The following is a 22,765-nucleotide window of genomic DNA, read 5'->3' on the forward strand; positions in this document are numbered from 1 at the left end:
GATCATTTCTTTCATCTCCCATCACTTCTAATATTGCGGTTTTTTTGAAAAAGCCTTGTTTATTTTGATGAAATTTGACATAAATTGCTATAAATTAAAAATTTTTATGAAAAGTGTTTCATTCAGTTCAGGATTTTTCGAGACTCTGCCGGCGTTATCAATCCCCTTCCTTCGCTTCCCCTTTCTATAGAAGAACGACTTTTAAACAGGTTCCCTCAGATTTCATAGTAAACGAAGAACAATTTCTCCCTTAAGACCTCCCCCTTAATCCTCACAGAAAAGAAAAAAGGAAATTGAACATGGCTGTCCGATTTCCTTGTGTATTTCCTTAAGCTTTCATATCTATTAATGGAATAAATTCTTTACCCGATCCCAGAAAGAAGTCTTCACTTCCGTCTTTGTTTCCACCACCGTTGTTTTTTCCTCCGGCAACTTGATTTCATCCGTCTTCATGATGAACTTCACCGAAGTTTCCATCGTGTCCGCGGCGCCGGCGTAGCTGCGGTATTCCTTCGACTGATCCAGCGCCGCTTTCGCGGTATCGAGCACATCGTTCAGATCGTCCATCGCATCGGTGACTTTCCCACTTAACTCGTCGATTCCCTCACGGCTGAATTCATCAACGCCGTCGTTCAATTCGCCGGTTTTCTCCGCCAGCTCCTGCGTCGCGCCTTTAAACTTGTTGATGGCGTCGGTAATGTCCCCGGACGCGCCGTTCAGCTTATCCAATCCGGCATTCATCGCCACGGTTCCTGCCGCCAGCTGATCTGTGCCTTCCTTCAAGTCATTTAAGCCTTCCGGCAGCTGCTGCAAGCCAGCCAGCGCATTTTTCAGTTCATCAACGCCGCCGATCTGTTCGATCATGCCGTTGATCTTGTCGATCATCGCCGTCATTTCCGTCGTCAGCTGCTGCGCCTGGCTCATCAAGCCTGCCATTTCCTGAACCTTGGCGCTCATTGTATCCTGCACGGTTTGAGCGATCTGATCAACCGTTCCCACCGCCGCCTGCTTGCCATAACCACTCATCGTATCGACGCCGGCATCTACCGCCTGACCCAAGCCGGCCGCGATCCTTTCCTGCGCGCTGCCCAGCTGGGCATTCAGCTGTTCGCCGACTTTTCCCGCAATCGCCTGGGTTAAGCCCGGAATTTCTTCCTCGGCCACCCCCTGTTCCGCCAGCGCAGAGCCAATCGCGGAGACTAACGCGTTCTGATCCATTTCCACGTTCACCGCCGGCAAGTTCTGCTTAACGCCCGCTCTGACCTGCTCGGTCACGGCAGCCCAGGTATTGTTAAATTCATCGCTCTGACCGGCCGCCCGAATCGCGTCGCCGGTTGCCTGCGGCATCGTTGCCAGCGCCTGCATGCTGCCGGCCAGCTGTTCCATTAACGCCGAAGCGCCCTGCAGCTGTGTCAGGCTGCCGTTCAGCTGTTGAAGCAGTCCCATCAGCTGTTCGTCCGTCAGGTTGTATTTCTGCAGCATCGCCGTTAACTGCGTCTGAATCTGACCAACGCCATCCGACAGCTTCTGCGCCCCTTCCTTCAGCTCCTTCGACGAAGTCACGGCAGTATTTAACCCATCTGAGAATTCCTTGTATTTTGACTGGAATTCTCCCATCTTATCATTCAGTTCGATATTCGCGTCATGCAGCTGCACCGTGCCGTCTAAAATCTTCGCCGTGGCGTCCTTCAGATCATCGACGCCGTCAGTCAGCTTATCGAGATCACTGCGGTCGATCTCCTTGTCTTCCAGATTGGAAGTCCCGGCCGCAGCCAGAATGATCGACGGCATTTCAAAGTTTTCCACATTCGCCGTGATCACGAATTCATCTTTCAGCTTATCCTTGATGTCATCCAGGGCGCTGACGTCGGAGTCCTTCAGCATCTGGCTCATCCCCGACACCGTGGCCAGGGCGACGATCTGATTCTTTGATTCATTCAAAATCAAGCCATCTTCCGCCTTTACATCCTTAAATGTTTCCGTCGGCAGATCGGTGACAATCGCGCAGGGGAACAGCGTGGAAATATACTTCGTCTTCCCGTTGATCGTTTCCGTTATTTCCAGATGATTGATCAGCTTGATCGTGATCGTCAGGGAGCCGCTCTGGCCGACGATCTCATGCGGATCCACACGCTTGCCATTGAATTGGTAGCTGACCTCCATCGTTAACGGCAGCTCCGCCGTCGTCGTGCCCTGGTAGTACAGGTCATGCTCGTCGGAATTCCACATTAGCGACGTGCCGTTTTGTTCAGGCAGATCATCGCCTTTGATATTCTTGATATTTTCCAGGATACTCTGATCCGCCGTCTGGCGGAAGCCCTGTTCGTTATGCAGCCATTCGCTGACTGTCGCGGATTTCAGCTGTCCCTGCCAATCCAGGAAGGCATAGACGGTTTCTTCCTTTTTCGTGCCTTCATCCGGCTTGTCCTCTGCCCGGACCGGCGTGCACAGATTCAGCGCCAGCACCCCGGAAAGGGCCAGCGTCAGCCAACTTCCTTTTTTATTCATCGTGATTTCTCTCCTTTTTTATTCAGAAATTGAAATGATGTTTTTTCGATAACGCCGCCGAAGACCATCAACAAGGCCGGCAGCACGAGCAGAATGACCGCCATGCTGATCAGCGCGCCCCGCGCCAACATGCCGCACAGCGAGCGAATCAAATCGATTTTGGAAACCAGCGACACGCCCACAGTGGCCGCGAAGAAGCTCAAACCGCTGGTCAGGATCGACGAACTGCACGCATAGACCGCCGTCTGTACGGCCGCTTTCCGATCCTTGCCCCGCCGGCGTTCCTCCTGGTAGCGCGTCATCGTCAGAATCGCGTAGTCGATCGTTGCGCCCAGCTGGATCGTCCCGATGACGATGCTGGCGATAAACGGTATCGTTTCCCCTTGAAAATAAGGAATGCCCATGTTGATCGTAATCGCCATTTCAATCGCCGCAACCAGCACAATCGGCACGCTCAGCGACTTAAATGAAATCGCGATGATCAGGAAGACCGCCAGAATGGAAACGATGTTGACCATCTGAATATCGTGATCGGCGATCAGCACCAGATCGCGGTTCAGCGCGCCCTCGCCGGTAACTAACGCTGTCGGATCGATCGCCTTGACACGGTTTTCCAGCTCGGTGATCTGCGCGTTTTGTTCATGCGTCGCCGAGGTGTAGCTGGAATTCGCCATGATCATCTTCCATCCGCCGGCATTAAAGACAGAACGAATCCCTTCCGGAAGCATCTCTTCCGGAATCCCGGCGCCTAAAAACCGATCTAATGTCGCAACGGAATTGATCCCATCCGTCGTTTCAATCGCCTCCAGCACCGCGTCCATCTGCGTGCTGCTGAGCTGATCGCTGACGAGGATGAAGTTGGTCGTCGGCATGTCGAATTCATCGCGCAGCTTCTGTGTGCCGGCGGTGGACGTCAGATCCTGCGGCAGCGAGTCCAGCAGGTTGTAGTACACGTCGGTTTTTTTCTGCGCCGCCGCAAACGGAATCAACAGCGCGACGGCAGCGATCAGAATGCCTTTATAGTGGGTTGTCGTAAAGTTGGCAACGCCTTGCAGCTTGGGAATTAAAACCTTGTGCTTATGTTTGTGAATCGGTTTATCGAAGACCAGAATCAGAGCCGGCAGAATCACCACCGCGGAGAACACGCCCAGCACAACACCCTTCGCCATGACGACGCCCATATCGGTGCCCAGCTTCAAATCCATGATGCACATCGCCAGGAATCCGGCGATTGTGGTCAGCGAACTGGCGCTGATCGCGGTAAAGGTGTTGACGACTGCTTCGGTCATCGCTTCCTGACTTTTCAATCCCTTGTGCAGTTCCTCGTCATAGCGTTCCAACAAGAAGATCGAGAAGTCCATCGACACCGCCAGCTGCAGGATCGCCGCCAGAGCGGAGGTGATATAGGAAACCTCGCCTAAGAAAATATTGGTTCCGAAGTTATACAGCACGGCGTACAGGATCCCCAATAAGAAGATGAACGGCGCCACGCTGTAACGTAAGCCCAGAAATAAAACGACTAAGGATAATCCGACCGCAACCGCCACATACAGCGGCAGTTCCTGTTCGATCAACATTTTCGTGTCGTTGATGACGGCCGCCAGACCGCCTAAGAACATCTGGGAATTCATCAGCGATTTAATCTCGTCGACGGCCTTCAGCGTCCGGTCGGATCCGTTGCCTTCTTCAAACGTGACCATCATCAGCTGGCAGTCGCCGTTATCCAGCATTTTCCGCAAGTCTTCCGGAATCATTTCCGAAGGCATGGTCTGTAAGAAATCCCCCAGCCCCATCGCGTCGCGGACGCCGTCGATCGCGCGGATTTTGTCCGCGATCCGATCGACCTGTTTCTTTTCCATGTTTTCAACGGTAACAATCGCCATACTGGCGGAATGGAATTCCTGATCCAGGATGTCCTGGCCCTCGATGGAATCCAGCTGATCCGGCAAATAGCTCAAAATATCATAATTGATGCGGGTGTTGATATAGCCGATCAACGACGGAACCAACAGCACCGTCGCCAGCGCCAGAATCAGAATTCGTTTTTTTACGATCTGTTCTGCAATTTTCCTCACTGCAGATCACTCTCCCTTTCAAATGACTATCAGTCATTACGTCAGACAGAATACCTCCGAAATGACTGATGGTCAATAGACGGATCGGCGAATTTGTCTATCAGATTGACTTTTAGTCATTTTGATTTGACTCTGATTTAAGGTATGTTACAATGAGGCTGAGGAAGTGAGAATATGGCCCGGCGTACATTAAAACAACAGAAAGAACAGAAACAAGGTGATTTACTAAGCTCGGCCTATCAGTGTTTTCTGACCAAGGGATTTGCCAAGACCACGATTGACGATATCGTGAATCGGGCCAAGGTCGCCAAGGGAACGTTTTATTTGTACTTTCATGATAAAGAGGATATCATGAAGCATCTCGTCATCCAGATCAGCTCGCAGATCGTCATCCGCGCATATACCAAAACGAAGGAGCGGGGCATTCAGGATTTCCTGCCGTCAGTCTTGTGCTTTATCGACATGATCATCGAGTATTTCAAAGCGAATAAAGCGGTGCTGAAACTGATCGAGCGGAATTTCTCATGGCCGTTGGTGATGGAGGTTCTCAGCGAAGGCAATCAGGCGGAAATCACGCAGATTCTGGAGGAATTGTTAAATTATCCGCAGCTGCGGCGGTTTGACCGGGACGAAGCGTTCCGGATGATCTACATGATCGTCGAGCTGGTCGGCTCGGTCTGCTACACCTCGATCATCGAGGAACAGCCGGCGCCGATTGATCACCTGAAACCGACACTGTACCGGATGGTGGAAAAAATCTTGATTTGAAGCAATGATAACGCAAAAAAAGCGAAGCCGATCGAAATGTCAGCCTCGCTTTTTTATGGTTCAGATTTGCTTGTTTATTTTACCTGATTTGGTTGTTTTCCTTTTTTTCCGTTCCTGCCTTTCGCCTCAGATCGCTGCGCTTTTCTATAAAATCTGATTGAGGTTGCCGCCTGCGGCGTTCAGCTGTGTCTGCGCTTCTTCCCGGCTGACGTGCTTCAGCTCCATGATCAGGGCCGGTTTAATCTGATATTCGCATTCTGTTAACAACTGCCGTGCTCTATCCAGCGTACAGCTGGTCGCCTGAGTCAGAATATACGCCAGACGGGTGCGCATCTTGTCGCTGACCGGCGGCACGTTGATCATCAGATTCTCATACACATTGCCCAGCTGCGCCATCGTCACCGTCGTGATCATGTTCAGAATCATCTTCTGGCAGGTTCCCGCTTTCAATCGCGTCGATCCCGTGATGACCTCCGGCCCCGGCACCGGCGCCATGACCCGATCGCAGACCTCGCTGACCAGCGAATGCTTGTTATTGACCAGTCCGGCGCAGGGGATCCCCTGTTTTTGGCACCAGGATAGCGCGCCGATGACATACGGCGTCCGGCCGGATGAGCTGATTCCGATCACAAAGTCCTTAGCCGTAACCTCCCGGGCCTGCAAATCCAGCGCGCCGTTTTCCGCGCTGTCCTCCGCGCTGCCGTCAGTCTTCATGATATCGGTGAAATTGCCTGCCACGATGGAAACAAATTCGCCGTGGGTGCCGAAGGTCGCGTTGGCCTCGTAGGCGTCCAGCATGCCCAGATAGCCGGAATGCGCCGCGCCGGTGAAGATGATCCGTCCCCCGCGCCGCAAAGCGGCGATGCACTGTTCGATCGTCTCGTTGACTTCGGGCAGCACCTCCCTGACCGCTTTTGTACAGGCTTGGTCTTCCCGGTTCATCAGCGCCGTGGATTCCGCGACGCTCATGTGCGGCAGATTCACTGAAGCGGGATTGCGCTCCTCGCTGGTCAAGGTCATTAAATTATCACGCATCAGAACAACCCGATAATCGCCCCGACGGCCGCAATGACGATCAGCAGCGCCATGACTTTCGTCGCCTTGACTTTCTTATTCTTCAATAAATACAGCGTGCCCAGTGTCAGCGCCAGCGGAAGCAGGCCGCGGAACAGCTTGTCGAGAATATCTGTCTGCACGCTCATGCCGGCACCCTGAATGTTGATCAAAAGCGGCGTCGATACGCTGACAAATCCCGCCGTCAGCGCACCCATGACAATCGCGCCCAGAGCGCTGGCCCCGGTGATGACCTTTTTGATCAGATTGCTTTCCAGAATCCGCTGCAAGCCTTCCTTGCCCAGCTTGTAGCCGGTCATCCAGACATAATACGCGATGCTTAACATGATCCCCATCATCAAGACGGCATAGACCAGCGGTCCGGCCAGACTGCCGGAGGACGCCAGCGAGATTCCGATCGAAAGCAGGATCGGCGTCAAGGTTCCCTGCCACAGCGTATCCCCGATTCCGGCAAACGGTCCCATCAGGCCGGTTTTAATGCCGTTGATCGCTTCGTCGGAAATCGGCGCGCCGTTGGCCCGTTCTTCTTCCATCGCAATGACCATGCCGTTGATCACGCCGCCGAAGTGCGGTTCCGTATTATAGAACTCGATATGCCGCTGAACCGCCGCCTTGTATTCTTCCGGGTTGTCCTTGTACAGCTTTTCAATGATCGGCGCCATCGCATGACAGAAGCCCGTCCCGGCCAGCCGTTCATAATTGTAATTGGCGTGGGAGAAAAAGGTCCAGCGCCAGAAGGACTTCACAACGTCCTTTTTGCTCAGTGTTTTCCGTTCTTTATTCTGTTCCATAATTATTTCCTCCTAACCGTTCTCTTTCTGCAGCTGGGTGTAGAACCAGGCGATGATGAAGCCCAGCACGGCGATGACGATCGTATCCAAACCGAGATACACGCTCAAGATGAAGCCAATCATGTAGAACGCCATGCTGTTGGGACGGCTGATCGAACGCAGATTCATCGCTACGCCCAAAGCCGGCAGCACGCCGCCGATGACCTGCAGGACATGCAGCACGTCGTTGCTTAACATTGCGACCAGGCGCGCCATGTAATCCGCACCGAAATACGCGCCGAGCATGACCGGAATGACGCTGATCGCAAACGCCACGATCTGCGGCGGGACGACGTGCAGGAAGCAGACCTTTTTCAGATCGCCCTGTTCGGCCGCTTTATCCGCCATGTGGACAAACGCGACGTCAATCGTCATATGCAGCACCCAGACCACGGTGCCCAACAAGCCGAACGGAATCGCAATCGTGATCGCGGTCGCCGGATCGACATGACCGACAATCGCAAACGCCGTGCCCAGCACCCCGGCCAGACCCGGATCGGATGGAATCGTACCGCCGGCTGAAATAAACGCGATATACGGCAGCTGGATCGCCGCACCGATGATGACGCCTTCGGTCGGATGCCCTAAGATCAAACCGACGAGGGTGCCCGCGACCAGCGGCTTCTGAAACAAGCTGGCTGAACCGAGGACGGTTGTCCACGGCGTTCCGATGATGCCCAGATAATAAACAACGCCCATCAGAAAGGCTTGAAACAACGAAATACTCACATCAATCACCTCTTCTAATTAAATAAACCGTTTGAAATCGATCGCCGGATCTTCTGCCACCATCTGAATCTCGACCGGAATCCCCTGATCGATCAGCTGCTTCAGTTGGCTGATTTCCGCTTCGCTGGCAGAGATATTCTTGTAGATGGTTTTACGGCCCGGCTTGATCCCCATCCCGCCAAGATTGACCCGGGTCAAAGTCACGCCGTTTTGTGCCAGACGCACATAGGCTTCCGGGGTTTTCGCCAGAATGATCGCCTTGTCGTGATCCTGCAGCCCCTTGATCACCGCAGGGCTGTCCGCCACCGTCGTCACCTGCGTGACAATGTTGGCCGGAACCAACGTTTTAATGATCATCGTCAGAAACGAATCCTTCGCCGTAACATCGTCGATGACAATAATTTTGTTAGCCCCGGTATAATTCAGCCAGGACGTCATGACCTGTCCGTGAATCAGACGGTCGTCGATGCGTGCCAATACGATACTCATCTGTTATTCCTCCTCTGTCAAACTCTGAATCCGCGCACCGGCGTCGAAGATGCCGCTGCGGCCGTTTTCCACCGCCATGGCAATCAGCTGCTGCGCGGTTACGTCTTCACGATTGGACAATACCGCCTGCAGGATCATCGGCAGATTGACGCCGACCACCACCTGCAAAGGATATGTCCGCAAGAGCCGGATCGTCTGGTTGCACGGCGTGCCGCCGAACAAATCCAGCATCACCACTACCTCTTGATAACCACGCTGATGAAACTGTTCGATCTTGCCGGCAATCAATCGGCCGAAGTCCTCCGGATCCTGCCCTGCGCAAAGACCCACGCTTTCCACAAAGTCATGCTTGCCGGCGATCATTTCCACGGTTTCGAGGAAAGCCCCGGCTAAATTGTGATGCGTCGCTATGAGAATGCCTGTCACAATGTCCCTCCTTTCTTTTTATGAGGAAATGCAGATCATCGGTTGTATCTGCATTCTATCATTCTTAATTCCCTACGTCGTTTTATCCTTTACACGGTTGCTTCGTGCAATGTCAAAATTTATCAAGCAGCGCAGCCCGGAAAACGGCGATGAAGTTTTCATACGATCCTTCGCGCAGGATTTCCGTCACCCGCTGCGGTTCGCAAACTAACGACGATAGATACGGCCACAGCTGAAACGCCTTGGGGTTGTTCATCTCCGTGGAAACCAGCATGACGATCCGCACTTTCTGACCGGTATCCCAGACGATCGGTTTATCCAGCACCGCCACGGCAATGAACGTCTGCGCTGTGATCGGATACAGCGGATGAGGCATCGCAACCTGATTGCCGAAATAGGTCGAGCTGAGCTTCTCCCGTTCCCGCACCAGTTCCTCAAATTTCTTCGGCAGACGGCAGGAGCGGGACGCCATCGTGATCAGCCGCCCCACGATTTCCCGGCGTGTTTGCGCTTCCCCATGCCAGAACAGATCCAAAGAAAAGCGGGACAGGATGGAATCGACGCTGTCGTAGCCGTTGATCGCCAGATTCATCTTGGCAAAATCTTTCTCCGTCGGAAACAGGCTGATCCGCACGGCGGCTCCGCGGGTAACGGTGTCCTTGGTTTCCGTTGTAAACATCGCGTCGTAGCTAGCCGGATCAATCCGGCTCAGATCCAGCGGATTCACAAAATCAAGCTGAAGCAGCTGCCTGCGGAACCATTGATCGATCTTCTGCCGCAGCAGAATCGTTTCGCTCGGCTTGAGACTGCTGATGACCAGAATTTTCTTGCCTTCCGAATTCATCGTGATGTTTTCCAGTCCGTAATTGAAATACAGCGTGAAATACGCCGCTTCATCCTCGCTGATGCGCACGTGATAATGATCGTCGATCAACAGGCTGAAATAATTGGCAATGTCAAAGGCAAACGGGAAGGTCTGCTTGATTTCCGTCAACAGCACATTTTTCAGCTGACGGTTGTTCTGCATGCGCGAAAGCAGCGGCACAAAATGGAGCGCCAGCGCGATTTTCAGATCAATGCTGCGGGTGAAGTCAACGCCGTATTCGACGTGGATTTTCTCCAGCGAATCCATGATGAACACATTGATCTCTTCCGAAACGCCCGCAAAGTCGTCGTAATCCCGCTTGCCGCGCAGATTGATGGCCAGATAATTGATCTCCTCGCCTAACCGGCTGCCGGGCACCGTTGTGCAGCGGCGCAGGATATCGCGGGCGATCTTCGTTTCCTTTTCCGTCACGCTGCGCTTAGTCGATCCGACTTCAATGAAATAGCCTTTTTCAATCCGCTGCAGCGTCAGAAGCAGATGGATGATCAGACTTTCCAGCAGCACTTCGCTGATTTTATATTCATTTTCAAGGAAGATTTCCACAAGCAATTCTTTCAGCTCCGTGATTCGTTTCAGATTGGCTTTTGTTTCATGGGTCTCTTCCGTCAGCGAATAAATATCTTCGCGGGCCAGACAGGTTCGCTTGTCCTGTTCCAGTCCTTCAATCCGATATCCGCTGCCGGAGCGATAGGTCAGTTCCAGATTGTATTGGACAAGGATTTTCCGAACGGCTTTCAAGTCAAGATACAGCGTGGAGTCCGAGATGTTCAGCTGCTGCAGAAGCCAGCGCTTGCGCACATAGCCGGTGTGATCGAGCAGCTTCAGCAAAATGATTTTAATCCGCATCGGCTGTTCGTTCAGCGAAGCGCTTTGCGGCGGGTTCTGAATGTGTTTCAGTAAGAGTGCGGCCTGCTGCGGATCATGAATTAAAAGCTGGTAGCCCTTGGAAGGTACCGCGATCAATTCCATCACGGCTGACGAATTAATTTCCTGACGGATCGCCGCGATCTCGCTTTTCACAGTGCGCACGCTGACGCCGCTGATTTGGGCCAGCGCGGCGGCGGAATGAAACTGACCGCAGTTGTCCGCCAGCCAGCGCACGATTCCCTGCTGCCGCTGCGTTAACATAAGCGGACCGACGGCGCCGGGACCGCAAGCTGACCGGGGTCATTCCAGCAGCGGCTTTTTTGCGGCCATGGATTTAAGCCCCGGGGAGAAACGATGAAATAAAGTAGTGTCATAAGCGTTCTCCTTTCCGGCTTCATCTTAGCATAAGCGGGCTGCGGAATCGTTGATTCGTGCAATCTGGTTTTTGAGGTTTTGCACGAAATACCGTGCAGAAAAAAACGAGGGTGTTTCCTGCAAGCGTCAAACGTTTTCCTTGCGGTTTCCATTCAGGCGTTAACCCTCTTCGCAGGCATAATAAAAACCGGAAACAACGAATTTCCGGCTTCCGCGCCTCGCCGCGAAGAAATGCTTGAAAGGGGGACAGGCAATAAAAAAACAGCCCTGAATTCAGGACTGCTTCTTTCGATATTTACAGTTCAACTTTTTCCAGATCGTTATACGCGATCTCGGTCGGCGTTTCACGGCCGAACAGGATGCACAGAACCGTGGCGGTCTGAGTATCGTCGTTCATCGCGTCGATCGAGCCTTCGATTCCGCTGAACGGTCCGGTCAGAATCTTGACGCGGTCACCCGTCGTGAAATTGACGCTGACCTTGCGGTCGCTCATGCCGATCCGGCGCAGGATCGAATCAATTTCTTCCGGGGAGACCGGGAACGGCTTCGCGCCGCCGCCGCTGGATCCGATAAATCCGGTGACGCCCGGCGTATTTCGAACGATATACCAGGCTTCATCCGTCATAATCATTTCCACGAACAGATATCCTGGGAACAGGTTGTGCATTTTTTCTACTTTTTTTCCGTTTTTGTATTCAATCTCCGGTTCCTCGGCGACCAGGATGCGGAACAGATAATCGGAAATGCCCATCGTGTCCACACGACGCTGCAGGTTTTCCTTAACCCGGTTCTCATGGCCGGCGTAGGTATTGACGACATACCATTCTTTCTTGGACTCTGTCATGACTTACGCTCCGATCCCGATTAATTTGAGGAAGAAGGAAACGAAAAACTCACAGGCGACGAAGAAGACGCCGAAAAACGCGCAGAAAATCAAAACTTCCACTGAATTTCCGCCCAGTTCTTCTTTCTTCGGCCAGCGAATTCGCTTGACTTCTTTGGAGATACCGCTGAAACTAAACCATTTTAACATATCTGTATCCTCCTACTTCGTTTCTTTATGAAGTGTATGTTTGCCGCATTTTTTACAATATTTCATCAGTTCAAGACGTTGATTATGCGTCTTGGGATTCCGGTGTGTAACATAGTTGCGTGAAAGGCACTCTGTGCATGTCAGAATCACTTTTGTTTCTTTCGCCATCGAGGTCCCTCCTTACCGTGCTTATCCACTTTACCATAAAGAAAAGGGTTCGTCAAATAACCCTTAACTTAAGCGGATTATAGCACCATCCCGTGCTCTTTTCAAGCCTCTTCGGAAAATTTCCTGAGGATGTGCTCGAGTTTCCTGCGAATTCGCCCCAGTTGATTGCCATAGCTTTTCCGGGAGATGTTTAAAATCGCCGCAGCTTCCTGATAGGATGTGTTGTCCAGCGACAGACACAGAATCTGCCATTCCTTCGGCGTGAAGTAGCGCCGCAGCTGTTTTACCTGCTTCGCCGCTTCGTTTAAGGTGAAGCGATAGACAGGGTCAAAGAACCGGTCGTTGGAGGCCAGCGTGTCCGCCTTATACATTCCCCGGTCCTCGCCGACCACCGTATCCAGCGAATCGCAGGCATAAAACGCGGCGTCGCTGGAACATTGAGAATGCCGGTAAATCGTCAGCAGGCGCTTCCGCAGACAATTCTGCAAATAGGTTTTAAAGGAGCAGGGATAATCTTCCCGGTAATTCTCCGCGGCGCCGATCAGCATCATCCGGCTTTCCTGCTCAAGATCTTCCTTGTATGCCTCGCTGGAAACCGAGCAGCTGTCCAGCTGAGAGAGCTTGAAAATCATCCCGCAGATCATCGGCTTGTATTTGTTCAGCAGATTCTCCACCGCCCAGTCGTCCTGTTGGCGGATCATATAAAGCAGTTCGTTGTCTGTGGACACTTCCTCACACATCGTCTATCCTCCTGTTATTTCAGAGGGAAACGTTTCGCATGGATCTGATAAAGCAAGACAGCGCAGGCGACCGAAGCGTTCAATGAGGAAATCGTGCCTTCCATCGGCAGCGTCAGCATCACGTCACATTCTTCTTTGACCAGCCGGGAAATGCCTTTTCCCTCCGAGCCGATCACCAGCGCCACGGACGTATCAAAAGCCGGCTGGCGGTAATCCTGGGCATTGCGCATATCCGTACCGTAAACCCAATAGCCCTTTTCTTTCAGCTGCCTGAGCGTCTGGGTCAGATTGGCGACCATCGCCACCGGTACCGTTTCGATTGCGCCGGTGGATACTTTGGCGACCGTCGAGTTCAGCGATACCGAGCGGTTCTTGCGCAGGATCACGCCGTCAGCGCCGACCGCGTCGCAGGTCCGCAGCACCGCGCCCAGATTGTGCGGATCTTCCAGTTCGTCCAGAACGACGATCGTGCCCAGCTTGCCGCTTGGAATGCGGTTCAGCATTTCGTCCACGCTGACTGTTTTGTAATCCTCGCAATACAGCGCGATCCCCTGATGGTGCGTATCCATGCAGCACTTATCCAATTCCCGGCGGCTGACCCGCTGAACAGGGATTCTGCGGCTTTTCAATAACGCTTCCGCTTCCGGAAACTTCGTCCCTTCAGCAACGAGCGCTTTTTCAATTTTTTTCTTGCTTTTCAGGATCTGCATTGCTGCGTTTTTCCCATAAATCCATTGTGCCATACTTCGACCTCCTGTTTCGTCCTGGAATTGTCCCAATTTTATTCCAAATCGTTTCATACTCCTGAAACGGCTTCTTTATTTATACAATGAGTTATCAGGAAATGCAATCGGATCAGGGCAAAGCTTCAACAAAGATATTCAAGCGTTCCGTTCACCCTGTCTGTTGGTTCCATTTTCTTTTCCCGTATTTTTATCTCATTTCCTCGCGGCATTGTTTCATTTGATTAGAAAACGTCCGTTCTCCGGATCGAAAACGAACGTTTTTGAACTTTGTTCTGCTGACTTAATTTTTCACTGCCGGATTGAAATCAAGAGCGACCGTTTCTCTGACCTGTTCCCACACTTCACGCAGCCGCTGCGCCTGCCCGGTCAGATGCCACCACCCGGTCAGCGCTTCAAACCCGGTTGAAATCCGGTAGATCTGCACGTCGGTGTTTTTCGGAACACTGCCGCTTTTAAAGTTGCGCCCGCGCCGGAAGATTTCTTCTTCCTCCTCGTTCAGCGCTCCTGCGGCATGCAGCTGTTCATAAAAGCGGGCCTGCGCCTTGGCGCTGACAAATTTCACGCTCAGCCGCTGCAGATCCTTCGCCCGGCCATAGCCCAGCTCGACCAGATACTCCCGCACCAACAGCGACCAGACCGCGTCGCCGATATACGCCAGCGTACTTCCGGACAGCTCGTTAGGCTGCATTACATCAAACCTCTTTCAATCAGGATCACCCGTTTCTGATCTGCCTGGGCAAAATCTTTGGCCGCCTTGGCCGCGTTCCAATCCGCGAAGACCTGCTTATCCTCATCGCTCAGCACGACTTTCGGCAGCCGGATGCCCAGCACTTCCAGCATTTTTTCCAGGGCGCCGACTTCTGCGCCGACCTGATCCCATTGGATTTCCCGCTGGCGCAGCGCCTGATTCAGCTTCTTTACCGTTTCATAAATTTCAGCGTAGCCATTCGGGGTGTTGAGATCGTCGTTCATCGCGTCGATAAACCGGTTTACCGCTTCCCCGTCGCAGCCGGTTACCATAACACCGGCCAGCTGACTCTTGATATACGCCTGTTTCATCGGCGTTCTGACCTTGTCCAGTTCCTTGCGGGCGGTTTCGATCGTTTCATCCGAGAAGTTCAGTTCTCCGCGGTAATGCACGCTCAGCATCAGCCAGCGGACTAAATCCGCGCCCAGCTTTTCAATGACGTCCTTGGCCCAGGAGACGTTGCCCAGCGACTTCGACATTTTTTCGCCGTTGATATTGATCATCGCGTTGTGCAGCCAGTAATGCGCGATGGAATTGTGGAACAGCGCCTGCGACTGGGCGACTTCGTTTTCATGATGCGGGAAGCGCAAATCCATTCCGCCGCCGTGAATGTCGATCTGATCGCCAAATTCCTTGTGGATCATAACGACGCATTCCGTATGCCAGCCCGGCCGTCCTTCGCCCCACGGCGACTGCCACTTGATGCCCATATCGGTTTCTTTCCACAAAGCAAAGTCCAGCGGATTTTCCTTTTTTGTGTTTTCCTCAATCCGCGCCCCGACCTGCAGGTCTTCCAGGTTCTGTTTCGAAAAGCTTCCATAGGAAGGCACGCTGCCGACGCGGAAATACACGTCCCCGCCGACTTGATAAGCATGACCGGTTTTGACCAGTTCGTCGATGAAATGAATAATTTCATCCATGGTTTCCGTCACCCGGGGGGTCGCGAACAACGGTTCCGTGTTCAGGCTTTCCCGGACTTTCTGATAGGCTTCGATATAGCGGGCGGACACAACGCCTTCCGCTACGTTTTCCTCATGCGCTTTTTTAATAATCTTATCATCGACGTCCGTGTAATTGGACACATATTTAACCGTGTATCCCTGTGCTTCAAATAAACGGCGCAGCGTATCGAAGACGATGATCGGGCGGGCGTTGCCGATATGCGCGTGGTTATACACCGTCGGCCCGCAGACATACATGCTGACCTCATTCGGTTTGATTGGCTTGAATTCTTCAATTTTCCCCGACAGGGTGTTGTAAAGACGAATACTCATCACTTTTTCCTCCTTGGTTTTACTTTCATTTCACTGCCTTTGTTCTGCGCTTTCCACATTGTTGGCAAACAGGTTCTCCACACTGCCAACAAGATGATTTCTCCACAAAAAAAGCATCTCTGATTTAAAAGACGCTTGAAGCGCGGTTCCACTTTTATTGAACAGAAATGATCTGTCCCGCTCGTTCTTCCGTTAACGCCGGCTGCGTCCGCCCTACTGGATTTCAGGCTGGCCCTCCAAGAGGCATTCGTCCGCCTGCTCCCTGGTCTTTTCACCGGCCAGACCTTCTCTTGACAGAGCGTTTGCGGATTACTCGTTCTTGTCTTCGGTTTTTTTGTTCTTTTTTATTCTACCACTTTTTACTCAGAATTTCTTTCTTTTTCATCTCATATTCCGCGGAAGATTTTTTTTAATTGTTCCGCCGGATCCGCGGCCGAGTTCAATCGGGAATCGTCCGTCGTCTCCGTCACAATCTCATGTTCCGCAATACCGCCGCGCTTCAGTGCGATCAGTCCGTAAAGAATACTGGCGATCCCTCCAATCAAGCCAAATGCGGTGAAGAACAGAGCCGGATTCATGGAAGGTCCGCCAAATCCCATCCCCATTCCGCCATCCAGATGAAGCAGGTTTGGGACAAAAAGTCCAAACAAGATCAACGCGATACCGGAGATAATATTGCTTATCGCGCTGGAACGGGTTGTGCGAATCTCTGTTTTTCTTCTCATTGCCGCCACCTCCCGACCCTTCTGGTCTGCGTTTTTATCTTTATTTTCAGTATATCACAATCCCGCTGAATCAGCCATGTTCGACGTCGGATCCCTCGCATCAATCCTGCAGACTGACTGAATATCAATTTCTTCTCTATGGAGTTTTACTAAACCTCAAAAGTAATTTTACATTTTCCATTTTCTCAGGAGGCTTTTTTGAATTTTACGCAATATTAAAGATGTAGGGTCTTTGATAAAGCGGCTGCCCGTCCTGGATGGATCTTTCTTTTGATTCATTTGTTTTTCGAGCTTGTTTTTTGCAGCTCTGGAAAGGAGGGGCTTTCTATGAATTTTTTCATGGAACTTTTGTCTTCTTTAACGATAAGGGACATTCTGGCGGTTGCCCAGCTTTTGACAACCAGCTTGGACTGCATCTTAAAAATTATAGAACTCAAAAGAAAAAGTGCCGCATCCCACAAAGATACTCGGCACTTATCTATCCACCGCTTCCCTTCAATGAAGAGATAGCGAACGATGGGTATCGCTTTCTCAAGCGTCCCTACACTTATAGTATATTCCATTCCTGAGTTATTTCAAGGTTTTTTATCAATTTGTTTTTTGCCCCCGATTATTCTTAATTGCCCGCTGGATCCGCTACGCTGTTTTGTTATCCTTGATCGCGCCCTTGCGCCATTTCAGCTGCAGCTTTTCAATCCAGCCCGTCTTATAACGCAGCGACAGGTAGCCGACAAAGGACATGATCAACGCTCCCAGACAGTCGACGATCAGATCCTTCATCGTGTCCAATAACGCCGCCCGGCCGATCAGCTGCGTTCCGTTTTCCAACATGAACTTCTGCATATTCAGACGCAGGATACCGTCAAAGGTAAATTCATAGATTTCCCAGAAGACGCCCAACGTTACCGCGAAGCAGAACGCGAAGACCGCAACAAAGACCGGCGACAGGTTCATCGGAATCTTTTCCGACTTATTTAAGATCGTGACGAAGGAAAAGCCCAGTGCCCCCAGCATTCCGCCGCTGAAGGTATGCAGGATCGTATCCCAATGCGGTACATTGTAATAAAACGCCCGCACCTCGCCCAGATAAATCGCACAGTACAGAAAGACCGCGTATAACAGAAGCATGTTGCTGGGAATCTGGATCTGAATTTTATGCTCGATAAAATCCGGCAGCCGCATTGCGACAACCCCCAGAATGCACTGCACCAGCATCAGCAGATAATCGCTCTTCACACGGACATCTTCGGCGACAGCCTCGGAAGGCGACAAGGCGATCCGGATGATCAGGAAGATCACCGACAGGATCATCGTGACGAAGACAAAGTTATAGATAAATGAATTCCAATTAAATTTCTTCTTCATAGCGTTTCCTCTTTTCAAACATAGCTTCTATTTTAATCACGACGCAGGCGACTTGCAATCTTTTCCCTCTGTTTTGCAGTAAATTATTGTTCATTTTCAACCATTTTATCCTGTTTAAAACAAGCTGCGCACAAAAAAATCAGAAATCAAAGACCTGTCTGCGGCAGATTGGATTCCTGATTTTCAAATTCAGTTTAATTGGACGACGATTCTGCCGCAGGTTCCTTACTGCGGCGGCGACGGGTGGCTTTCTTCTTTTCTTCCAGCATCGTATTGAAATTGACGATGCCGTTTCTTGCGGTTTCTTCCAGCGTCTCCATTGAAATTTCACCGCCCATGCGCATGCCCAGGCATTCCATGACCATTGGCAGATTCATGCCGGTCAGCACCGTAACCTGTTCGTTCAGCACAAATGCCGACTGATTGCACGGCGTACCGCCTAGTAAATCCGCAAAGACCAGAACACCTTCTCCGGTGTCGACCTCCTTGACCGCTTCCTGCAGCCGTGTGCGGAAATCCTCCGGATCATCCTGCGTATTCAAAACGACCGCTTTCATCTGCGGAATGTTTTCGCCGAAAAAGATCTCCGCTGTTTTCAACATTCCTTCGGCCAGAGGGCCGTGGCTGATTAACAAAATACCTTTCATCTCTACCTCCCGGCAGTCTGTTTTTCATTCGGCTGCCTGTATTTTCCTTGATTATTCCTTCATCTTTATTCCGATTCTGATCCTGCGGTTTTCCCGGGGCTTTGTGCTTCAGGCATTGTCCGCCGTTTAATCATTCATCTGGATCAGCCAGCCGATCAACCCGACTGCGGCCCGAATCTGATCGCTGTCCATCTGCACGTCGAACTTGCCGCCCGGCATTTCGCAGGTCATTGTGGCAGGATCCGCCGTGCTGATCAGAATGCCGCTGTCCCAACTGCGGATCAGGCTGTCGTCTGGTTCCGCCGCTGCCTGAACGACAGTTTCCGGCCAGGCTTGTGCGCAAAGCTCACAGAGCTTCGCTTCCTTCCCTTTTAAAATGACGCACAGCGCTTTTTCCCGGCCGAGCTGATTCAAATAAACCAATCGGGCCTGCGGGAAGTGCTCGCGCAGCTGCTGCAACCCCAGCTCCGTCCCGGTTTCTTCCAGAAAGCAGAACGCAACCGGCTGATGGCGGTAAGTGCGGGCGCATTCCAGCATCGCGAACAACGCCGCGTTCTTTCCGGCATTGCCCGCCGTCTGTCGCCGGCCCAAGCCGAAAGCAATTAGAAAAATCAGAGCCGCAAGGATGAAGAAATACCAGCGCCCGTCTTCCTTAGTTCCCGCGATGCACAGCAGCACGCCCATCACAGCCAGCAGCACGCTCAGCACCAACGTCACCGTCAGATTATCCAGTTGATTTTTCCGGTTCGCCGATTGATCAAGCAGCCGCTGCCGGCCGGGGATCATTCGGGCTTCACGCAGATTGAAATCCGCCGCCACAATCAGGCGGGCATGCTCCGGATCGCCGCCGATCAGCTGCTGCCCATGAATGCCCTTTTTCCCGATCAACGCCGTGCGGTAGCCCAGCGTTCCCAACATTTCGCTTAACTGCAGCAGCGTGCGCTTTTTCTGACCTGCGCTCTTGCGCCGCGCCATCCGCTGACATAACGTCAGCAGGCGTTCCTTCATATTCTCCTGTACATCCATCGCGTTTCTTTCCTTTCCCGGTGAGAAAAGGCCGACGAATACGGTCGGCCCTGCAAGCTAAAACTTTACGAGATCATGAACCATTTTTTTGTTATATTCCGGTGAAATCTGATGCGTGAGCAGAACACCATGATCTTCCAGAAAACGGAATGCTTCTTTATCTTTATCGTCGACAAACAAGCAAGCTTCCGCTTTGACCTTATTTTCATTGTCTTTGGCGTACATGCCGCTGATGACGATCTCGTTCATGGAATAGCCGAGTTTAACTAATTCCACAGCGTCAAAGATCTCTTTGAAAACAACCATCACGCGGTAGTCTTCCAGCTCATCGCCGGTTAGTAAATCATACGCATCCTGCGGGGAAACCGCATCGACTTCGGCATTGAGCGCCGCCAATTCCAGCAGCATGACCTGGGTCGGATCGTTCGCCGTTTTCTCGTTGATCACCACAAATTCCTCGATGTTCAGCGCACGCGCAAAGTTACTGACCTGTCCATGCAGCATTCTTCCGTCCAGTCGATACTGAATAACTGCCATATTCTATTTCTCCTTTCAAATCGTAGTGAATTCCGCCCTTGTTTTTCTATTTTATGATCACAGAATCAGGGAAATGATCAGCGAGAAGACGAAGATCAAACCGACCAGCTTCAATGAAGAAACGTTCTTCTTATACAGCCAAGCCAGACAGATCGTCAGCGCTAACGGCGCCAGACCTGGGATGATGTTGTCCAATTCCTGCTGAATGTTCAAGACGTAATCGCCGATCTGAATCGCGCTGGTCAGCTTGAAGCCGACCCAGGAAGGAATCAGCGCGCCGACGGCGGTCATGCCCAGGATCGTGGCACTTTCCATCAGGCGGTCCAGAATTCCGGATTTGTTCATATCGCGGATAACCTTCATACCATTTTTATAGGTGTAGAAGAATCCAAAATAGGAAATTCCAAAGTAGTACGCATTGCCTAAGACAAAGAACAGGATCGCGCCGAAGATCGAGCCGTTCATCGCGAAGCCGGCAGCCAGCGCGCCGATGATCGCTTCAACGGTCGCCCGCAGCGAATCGCCGATGCCGGCCAGCGGTCCCATTAAGGACGCCTTGATCGTATTGACGGATTCTTCCAGCGCCGTGCGTTCCTCGCCATACGGCATATTGGCGATCTGTTCTTCCTGTGCGCAGTTCATGCCGAGCGTGAAGCCCATCCATTCCGGCGTCGTGTTGTAGAACGCCATATGGCGCTTTGCCGCAGAAATCTGATCTTCTTTATTTGGATATAATTTTTTAAGAACCGGAGCCAGCGCCGAGAAATACTGCAGCGTCTGGAAACGTTCGTAGTTGATCGTGACCATCGGGAAGCAGGCGAATCGTAAGAAGACGCCCATCAATTCTTTGCGTTCCAGCGAAATGATCTTGTTATCGTTGACAGGCTGTTCCATTCTGTTTTCCGTCATTAGATCGCACCTCCTTTTCTCCGTTTACCCTGCGGACCGAAGAAGAAGACAAAGATTGCCATCGAAACGCCCAGCAGCGCGATCGCCAGCAGCGAGCCGCCGAAAACGGCGCACATTACGAAACCGACGATAAAGAACGGAATGTATTTGACTTTGTACATCATCGCCAGCAGCATGCCGAAGCCTAACGCCGGAAGCATACCGGTAGCGGCTGTCAGCCATTCAGAGATCCACACCGGCATATTTTCGTTGACCATGGTAACAAAGCTGGAGCCGAAGTAAATGCACAGGAAGACCGGGATGAATTCCGTAATGAAGAACACCAGCGAGCCGACCAGCTGCAGCCGGGTCATCTTCTTGTAATCCGCCGTTTCCGCGTACTTATCCGCAATATGCATCAACGGTGTGTTGATCGTCCAGGCGGCCATCCGGCCCAGCTGACCCATAACGGAAACCGGAACCGCGATCGCAATCGCCGTTTCCATTTCCACGCCCGTAATAATGCACAGCGCCGTCGTTACCGTCGTCGCTGTCGTCGCATTGACCGGAATCGCTGCGCCGACGCCCTGCACGCCCATGTAAACCAGTGTTAAGGTACCGCCGATAATAATGCCCGTTCTTAAATCCCCCAAAATAAGACCGACCAAAGCGCCGCAGACGACCGGTTTGGTAGTCTGTAAGTTGACGAAGCCATAGTTTGTCCATCCAAAGAATGCACACACAACAGAAACAAATAAAGCATATCCTAGTCCAATATTCATATTGTACCTCCTCTCTAGGATTTTCCTTTATTCCTGCCCTCTCTTTTTGTTTTCCCAACCTCCTCTACTATTCAATTCAGCAGGCAGTCCCACCATGCCTACTTCTTGATATAATCCGCAAATCGTTTTGTAATGCTCATCGGATTGGTAATCGCCGTGCCCACGACAATCACATCCGCGCCGCATTCAAACGCCTTTTTCGCTTCTTCGCGCGTCCAGATCCGACCTTCAGCATTGATGAAAATATTTGGGAATTCTCTGCGGACCTGCTCGATCAGATCAAAATCCGCGCCCAGTGCATAGCGATCCAGACTGTCCTCGGTATACCCGGACAACGTCGTCGAGATGATATCCGCACCGGCTTCCACACTGCGGCGGGCGTCGTTGATCGTGGCGATATCCGCCATGACGACCTGATCCGGATACTTTTCCTTAATCTCGCGGATCAGCTCATAGGCTTTGCGTCCGTTGCAGTTATTGCGGTCGGTGCCGTCCACCGCGATGATGTCGCTGCCGATCTCCCGCAGGACTTCGACTTCCTTCATCGTTGGAGTGATATACACGTCGCAGCCTTCCGTGACGACTTTCCAGATTCCGATCATGACTTTATCCGGGAAAGCTTCTTTGATCATCCGCACATTCTCCGGCCGATTCGCCCGGAAACCCGCACAGCCGCCGATCGCGGCAGCCTTCGCCATTCTTGTCATTTCCTCTGGCGGATTGAACGGATTTTCTTCCTCGTTGGCTTGACAGGAAACGATCAGTTTTCCTCGAATCTGTTGAAAAATTTCCTCTTTATTCATAACTGCTCCTCTCTCTTTTCGTGTCCGCAAAGGTACACCTTTATAAAACTTATGCAAGAGAGCGCGGAACAGAACTAAAACAGGTAAAATTTAAATTATTTATTCACCAACTTCTTCCACCGAGGGGGTATTTTATTTAGTTCCGATTTGAAAGCGCTTGCGTTCTGAAATGATGATGTTATAATAAAACCATGAAAGCGCTTTTATAAAGGTGTACCTTTATAAACGGCAGACAATTTCAGCTATTCAAGGGAGG

The 22,765-nt window shown here is 51.7% G+C and carries 24 protein-coding genes and 1 other annotated feature; of the genes, 1 reads left to right on the forward strand and 23 read right to left on the reverse strand.

Translation table 11 applies throughout. The features are described from left to right. Positions 1-345 precede the first annotated feature (345 nt). Both I2G61_RS15355 and I2G61_RS15360 read right to left on the reverse strand, forming a co-directional pair. Positions 346-2,508 (reverse strand): hypothetical protein, encoded by a 2,163-nt coding sequence (locus I2G61_RS15355; protein ID WP_072683014.1) that lies wholly within the window; start codon positions 2,506-2,508, stop codon positions 346-348. Then, positions 2,505-4,583 carry an RND family transporter gene (locus I2G61_RS15360; RefSeq protein WP_072683013.1) on the reverse strand — a complete coding sequence of 693 codons (2,079 nt, stop codon included), beginning with the start codon at positions 4,581-4,583 and terminating at the stop codon, positions 2,505-2,507. Before I2G61_RS15360 ends, I2G61_RS15355 begins: the two co-directional genes overlap by 4 nt. 174 nt (positions 4,584-4,757) lie before the next feature. Between I2G61_RS15360 and I2G61_RS15365 the strand changes: the two genes are divergently transcribed. Continuing rightward, complete coding sequence (locus I2G61_RS15365) at positions 4,758-5,351, forward strand: TetR/AcrR family transcriptional regulator (RefSeq protein ID WP_072683012.1); 594 nt, start codon at positions 4,758-4,760, stop codon at positions 5,349-5,351. A 144-nt stretch (positions 5,352-5,495) separates the two neighbouring features. Here I2G61_RS15365 and I2G61_RS15370 read toward each other — a convergent pair whose 3' ends face one another. The 21 genes from I2G61_RS15370 to I2G61_RS15470 form a co-directional block, all read right to left on the reverse strand. Continuing rightward, positions 5,496-6,386 carry an N-acetylmuramic acid 6-phosphate etherase gene (locus I2G61_RS15370; RefSeq protein ID WP_072683011.1) on the reverse strand — a complete coding sequence of 297 codons (891 nt, stop codon included), beginning with the start codon at positions 6,384-6,386 and terminating at the stop codon, positions 5,496-5,498. Next, positions 6,386-7,216, reverse strand: coding sequence for a PTS system mannose/fructose/sorbose family transporter subunit IID (locus I2G61_RS15375; RefSeq protein ID WP_072683010.1), 831 nt, complete (start codon positions 7,214-7,216; stop codon positions 6,386-6,388). Before I2G61_RS15375 ends, I2G61_RS15370 begins: the two co-directional genes overlap by 1 nt. 12 nt (positions 7,217-7,228) lie before the next feature. Next, positions 7,229-7,984: a PTS sugar transporter subunit IIC gene (locus I2G61_RS15380; protein WP_195397757.1), complete on the reverse strand. Its 756-nt coding sequence runs from the start codon at positions 7,982-7,984 to the stop codon at positions 7,229-7,231. Positions 7,985-8,002: 18 nt separating this feature from the next. Further along, a complete protein-coding gene (locus tag I2G61_RS15385) occupies positions 8,003-8,473 on the reverse strand; it encodes a PTS sugar transporter subunit IIB (RefSeq protein WP_072683008.1) in 471 nt (156 codons plus the stop codon). A 3-nt stretch (positions 8,474-8,476) separates the two neighbouring features. Next, positions 8,477-8,899 (reverse strand): PTS sugar transporter subunit IIA, encoded by a 423-nt coding sequence (locus I2G61_RS15390; protein WP_072683007.1) that lies wholly within the window; start codon positions 8,897-8,899, stop codon positions 8,477-8,479. 112 nt (positions 8,900-9,011) lie between these two features. Further along, positions 9,012-10,913, reverse strand: a complete 1,902-nt coding sequence (locus I2G61_RS15395) for a BglG family transcription antiterminator (protein WP_072683006.1) — start codon at positions 10,911-10,913, stop codon at positions 9,012-9,014. A 409-nt stretch (positions 10,914-11,322) separates the two neighbouring features. Beyond that, positions 11,323-11,871, reverse strand: a complete 549-nt coding sequence (nusG, locus tag I2G61_RS15400) for a transcription termination/antitermination protein NusG (protein WP_006057353.1) — start codon at positions 11,869-11,871, stop codon at positions 11,323-11,325. Between the two features lie 3 nt (positions 11,872-11,874). Further along, the gene (secE, locus tag I2G61_RS15405) at positions 11,875-12,060 is read right to left on the reverse strand and encodes a preprotein translocase subunit SecE (RefSeq protein WP_072683005.1); all 186 of its coding nucleotides are present in this window, start codon (positions 12,058-12,060) and stop codon (positions 11,875-11,877) included. Positions 12,061-12,072: 12 nt separating this feature from the next. Further along, positions 12,073-12,228 carry a 50S ribosomal protein L33 gene (rpmG, locus tag I2G61_RS15410; RefSeq protein ID WP_020225370.1) on the reverse strand — a complete coding sequence of 52 codons (156 nt, stop codon included), beginning with the start codon at positions 12,226-12,228 and terminating at the stop codon, positions 12,073-12,075. A 101-nt stretch (positions 12,229-12,329) separates the two neighbouring features. Then, positions 12,330-12,968, reverse strand: coding sequence for a sigma-70 family RNA polymerase sigma factor (locus I2G61_RS15415; RefSeq protein WP_072683004.1), 639 nt, complete (start codon positions 12,966-12,968; stop codon positions 12,330-12,332). A 14-nt stretch (positions 12,969-12,982) separates the two neighbouring features. Further along, complete coding sequence (gene rlmB / locus I2G61_RS15420) at positions 12,983-13,711, reverse strand: 23S rRNA (guanosine(2251)-2'-O)-methyltransferase RlmB (protein WP_072683003.1); 729 nt, start codon at positions 13,709-13,711, stop codon at positions 12,983-12,985. A gap of 283 nt (positions 13,712-13,994) precedes the next feature. Then, the gene (locus tag I2G61_RS15425) at positions 13,995-14,402 is read right to left on the reverse strand and encodes a Mini-ribonuclease 3 (RefSeq protein ID WP_072683002.1); all 408 of its coding nucleotides are present in this window, start codon (positions 14,400-14,402) and stop codon (positions 13,995-13,997) included. Beyond that, entirely contained in the window at positions 14,402-15,730 is a 1,329-nt protein-coding gene (cysS, locus tag I2G61_RS15430) for a cysteine--tRNA ligase (protein WP_072683279.1), read from the reverse strand. Before cysS ends, I2G61_RS15425 begins: the two co-directional genes overlap by 1 nt. Before the next feature lie 130 nt (positions 15,731-15,860). Beyond that, positions 15,861-16,071, reverse strand: a binding site (T-box leader). 51 nt (positions 16,072-16,122) lie between these two features. Beyond that, positions 16,123-16,461 carry a hypothetical protein gene (locus I2G61_RS15435; RefSeq protein WP_072683001.1) on the reverse strand — a complete coding sequence of 113 codons (339 nt, stop codon included), beginning with the start codon at positions 16,459-16,461 and terminating at the stop codon, positions 16,123-16,125. Between the two features lie 636 nt (positions 16,462-17,097). Then, positions 17,098-17,826: a hypothetical protein gene (locus tag I2G61_RS15440; protein WP_072682999.1), complete on the reverse strand. Its 729-nt coding sequence runs from the start codon at positions 17,824-17,826 to the stop codon at positions 17,098-17,100. A 194-nt stretch (positions 17,827-18,020) separates the two neighbouring features. Then, a complete protein-coding gene (locus I2G61_RS15445; protein ID WP_072682998.1) occupies positions 18,021-18,473 on the reverse strand; it encodes a PTS sugar transporter subunit IIA in 453 nt (150 codons plus the stop codon). A gap of 126 nt (positions 18,474-18,599) precedes the next feature. Next, the gene (locus I2G61_RS15450; protein ID WP_072682997.1) at positions 18,600-19,499 is read right to left on the reverse strand and encodes a hypothetical protein; all 900 of its coding nucleotides are present in this window, start codon (positions 19,497-19,499) and stop codon (positions 18,600-18,602) included. A gap of 57 nt (positions 19,500-19,556) precedes the next feature. Next, positions 19,557-20,036, reverse strand: coding sequence for a PTS sugar transporter subunit IIB (locus tag I2G61_RS15455; protein ID WP_072682996.1), 480 nt, complete (start codon positions 20,034-20,036; stop codon positions 19,557-19,559). A gap of 57 nt (positions 20,037-20,093) precedes the next feature. Next, on the reverse strand, positions 20,094-20,945 hold the full coding sequence (locus I2G61_RS15460) for a PTS system mannose/fructose/sorbose family transporter subunit IID (RefSeq protein ID WP_072682995.1): 852 nt from the start codon (positions 20,943-20,945) through the stop codon (positions 20,094-20,096). Further along, positions 20,945-21,706 (reverse strand): PTS sugar transporter subunit IIC, encoded by a 762-nt coding sequence (locus I2G61_RS15465; RefSeq protein WP_006057367.1) that lies wholly within the window; start codon positions 21,704-21,706, stop codon positions 20,945-20,947. Before I2G61_RS15465 ends, I2G61_RS15460 begins: the two co-directional genes overlap by 1 nt. A 98-nt stretch (positions 21,707-21,804) precedes the next feature. After that, positions 21,805-22,509 carry an N-acetylmannosamine-6-phosphate 2-epimerase gene (locus I2G61_RS15470; RefSeq protein WP_072682994.1) on the reverse strand — a complete coding sequence of 235 codons (705 nt, stop codon included), beginning with the start codon at positions 22,507-22,509 and terminating at the stop codon, positions 21,805-21,807. Positions 22,510-22,765: the final 256 nt, after the last annotated feature.

This window comes from Holdemania sp. 1001095H_141210_F2, from assembly GCF_015558105.1.
Lineage (GTDB): Bacteria > Bacillota_I > Bacilli_A > Erysipelotrichales > Erysipelotrichaceae > Holdemania.

Coding starts and splice junctions, on each gene's coding strand:
- I2G61_RS15355 (WP_072683014.1), bottom strand. CDS start 2,508: ATGAATAAAAAAGGAAGTTGGCTGACGCTGGCCCTTTCCGGGGTGCTG.
- I2G61_RS15365 (WP_072683012.1), top strand. CDS start 4,758: ATGGCCCGGCGTACATTAAAACAACAGAAAGAACAGAAACAAGGTGAT.
- I2G61_RS15370 (WP_072683011.1), bottom strand. CDS start 6,386: ATGCGTGATAATTTAATGACCTTGACCAGCGAGGAGCGCAATCCCGCT.
- I2G61_RS15375 (WP_072683010.1), bottom strand. CDS start 7,216: ATGGAACAGAATAAAGAACGGAAAACACTGAGCAAAAAGGACGTTGTG.
- I2G61_RS15385 (WP_072683008.1), bottom strand. CDS start 8,473: ATGAGTATCGTATTGGCACGCATCGACGACCGTCTGATTCACGGACAG.
- I2G61_RS15395 (WP_072683006.1), bottom strand. CDS start 10,913: ATGTTAACGCAGCGGCAGCAGGGAATCGTGCGCTGGCTGGCGGACAAC.
- nusG (WP_006057353.1), bottom strand. CDS start 11,871: ATGACAGAGTCCAAGAAAGAATGGTATGTCGTCAATACCTACGCCGGC.
- secE (WP_072683005.1), bottom strand. CDS start 12,060: ATGTTAAAATGGTTTAGTTTCAGCGGTATCTCCAAAGAAGTCAAGCGA.
- rpmG (WP_020225370.1), bottom strand. CDS start 12,228: ATGGCGAAAGAAACAAAAGTGATTCTGACATGCACAGAGTGCCTTTCA.
- I2G61_RS15415 (WP_072683004.1), bottom strand. CDS start 12,968: ATGTGTGAGGAAGTGTCCACAGACAACGAACTGCTTTATATGATCCGC.
- rlmB (WP_072683003.1), bottom strand. CDS start 13,711: ATGGCACAATGGATTTATGGGAAAAACGCAGCAATGCAGATCCTGAAA.
- I2G61_RS15425 (WP_072683002.1), bottom strand. CDS start 14,402: ATGCAGCCTAACGAGCTGTCCGGAAGTACGCTGGCGTATATCGGCGAC.
- I2G61_RS15435 (WP_072683001.1), bottom strand. CDS start 16,461: ATGAGAAGAAAAACAGAGATTCGCACAACCCGTTCCAGCGCGATAAGC.
- I2G61_RS15440 (WP_072682999.1), bottom strand. CDS start 17,826: ATGAAGAAGAAATTTAATTGGAATTCATTTATCTATAACTTTGTCTTC.
- I2G61_RS15445 (WP_072682998.1), bottom strand. CDS start 18,473: ATGAAAGGTATTTTGTTAATCAGCCACGGCCCTCTGGCCGAAGGAATG.
- I2G61_RS15450 (WP_072682997.1), bottom strand. CDS start 19,499: ATGGATGTACAGGAGAATATGAAGGAACGCCTGCTGACGTTATGTCAG.
- I2G61_RS15455 (WP_072682996.1), bottom strand. CDS start 20,036: ATGGCAGTTATTCAGTATCGACTGGACGGAAGAATGCTGCATGGACAG.
- I2G61_RS15460 (WP_072682995.1), bottom strand. CDS start 20,945: ATGACGGAAAACAGAATGGAACAGCCTGTCAACGATAACAAGATCATT.
- I2G61_RS15465 (WP_006057367.1), bottom strand. CDS start 21,706: ATGAATATTGGACTAGGATATGCTTTATTTGTTTCTGTTGTGTGTGCA.
- I2G61_RS15470 (WP_072682994.1), bottom strand. CDS start 22,509: ATGAATAAAGAGGAAATTTTTCAACAGATTCGAGGAAAACTGATCGTT.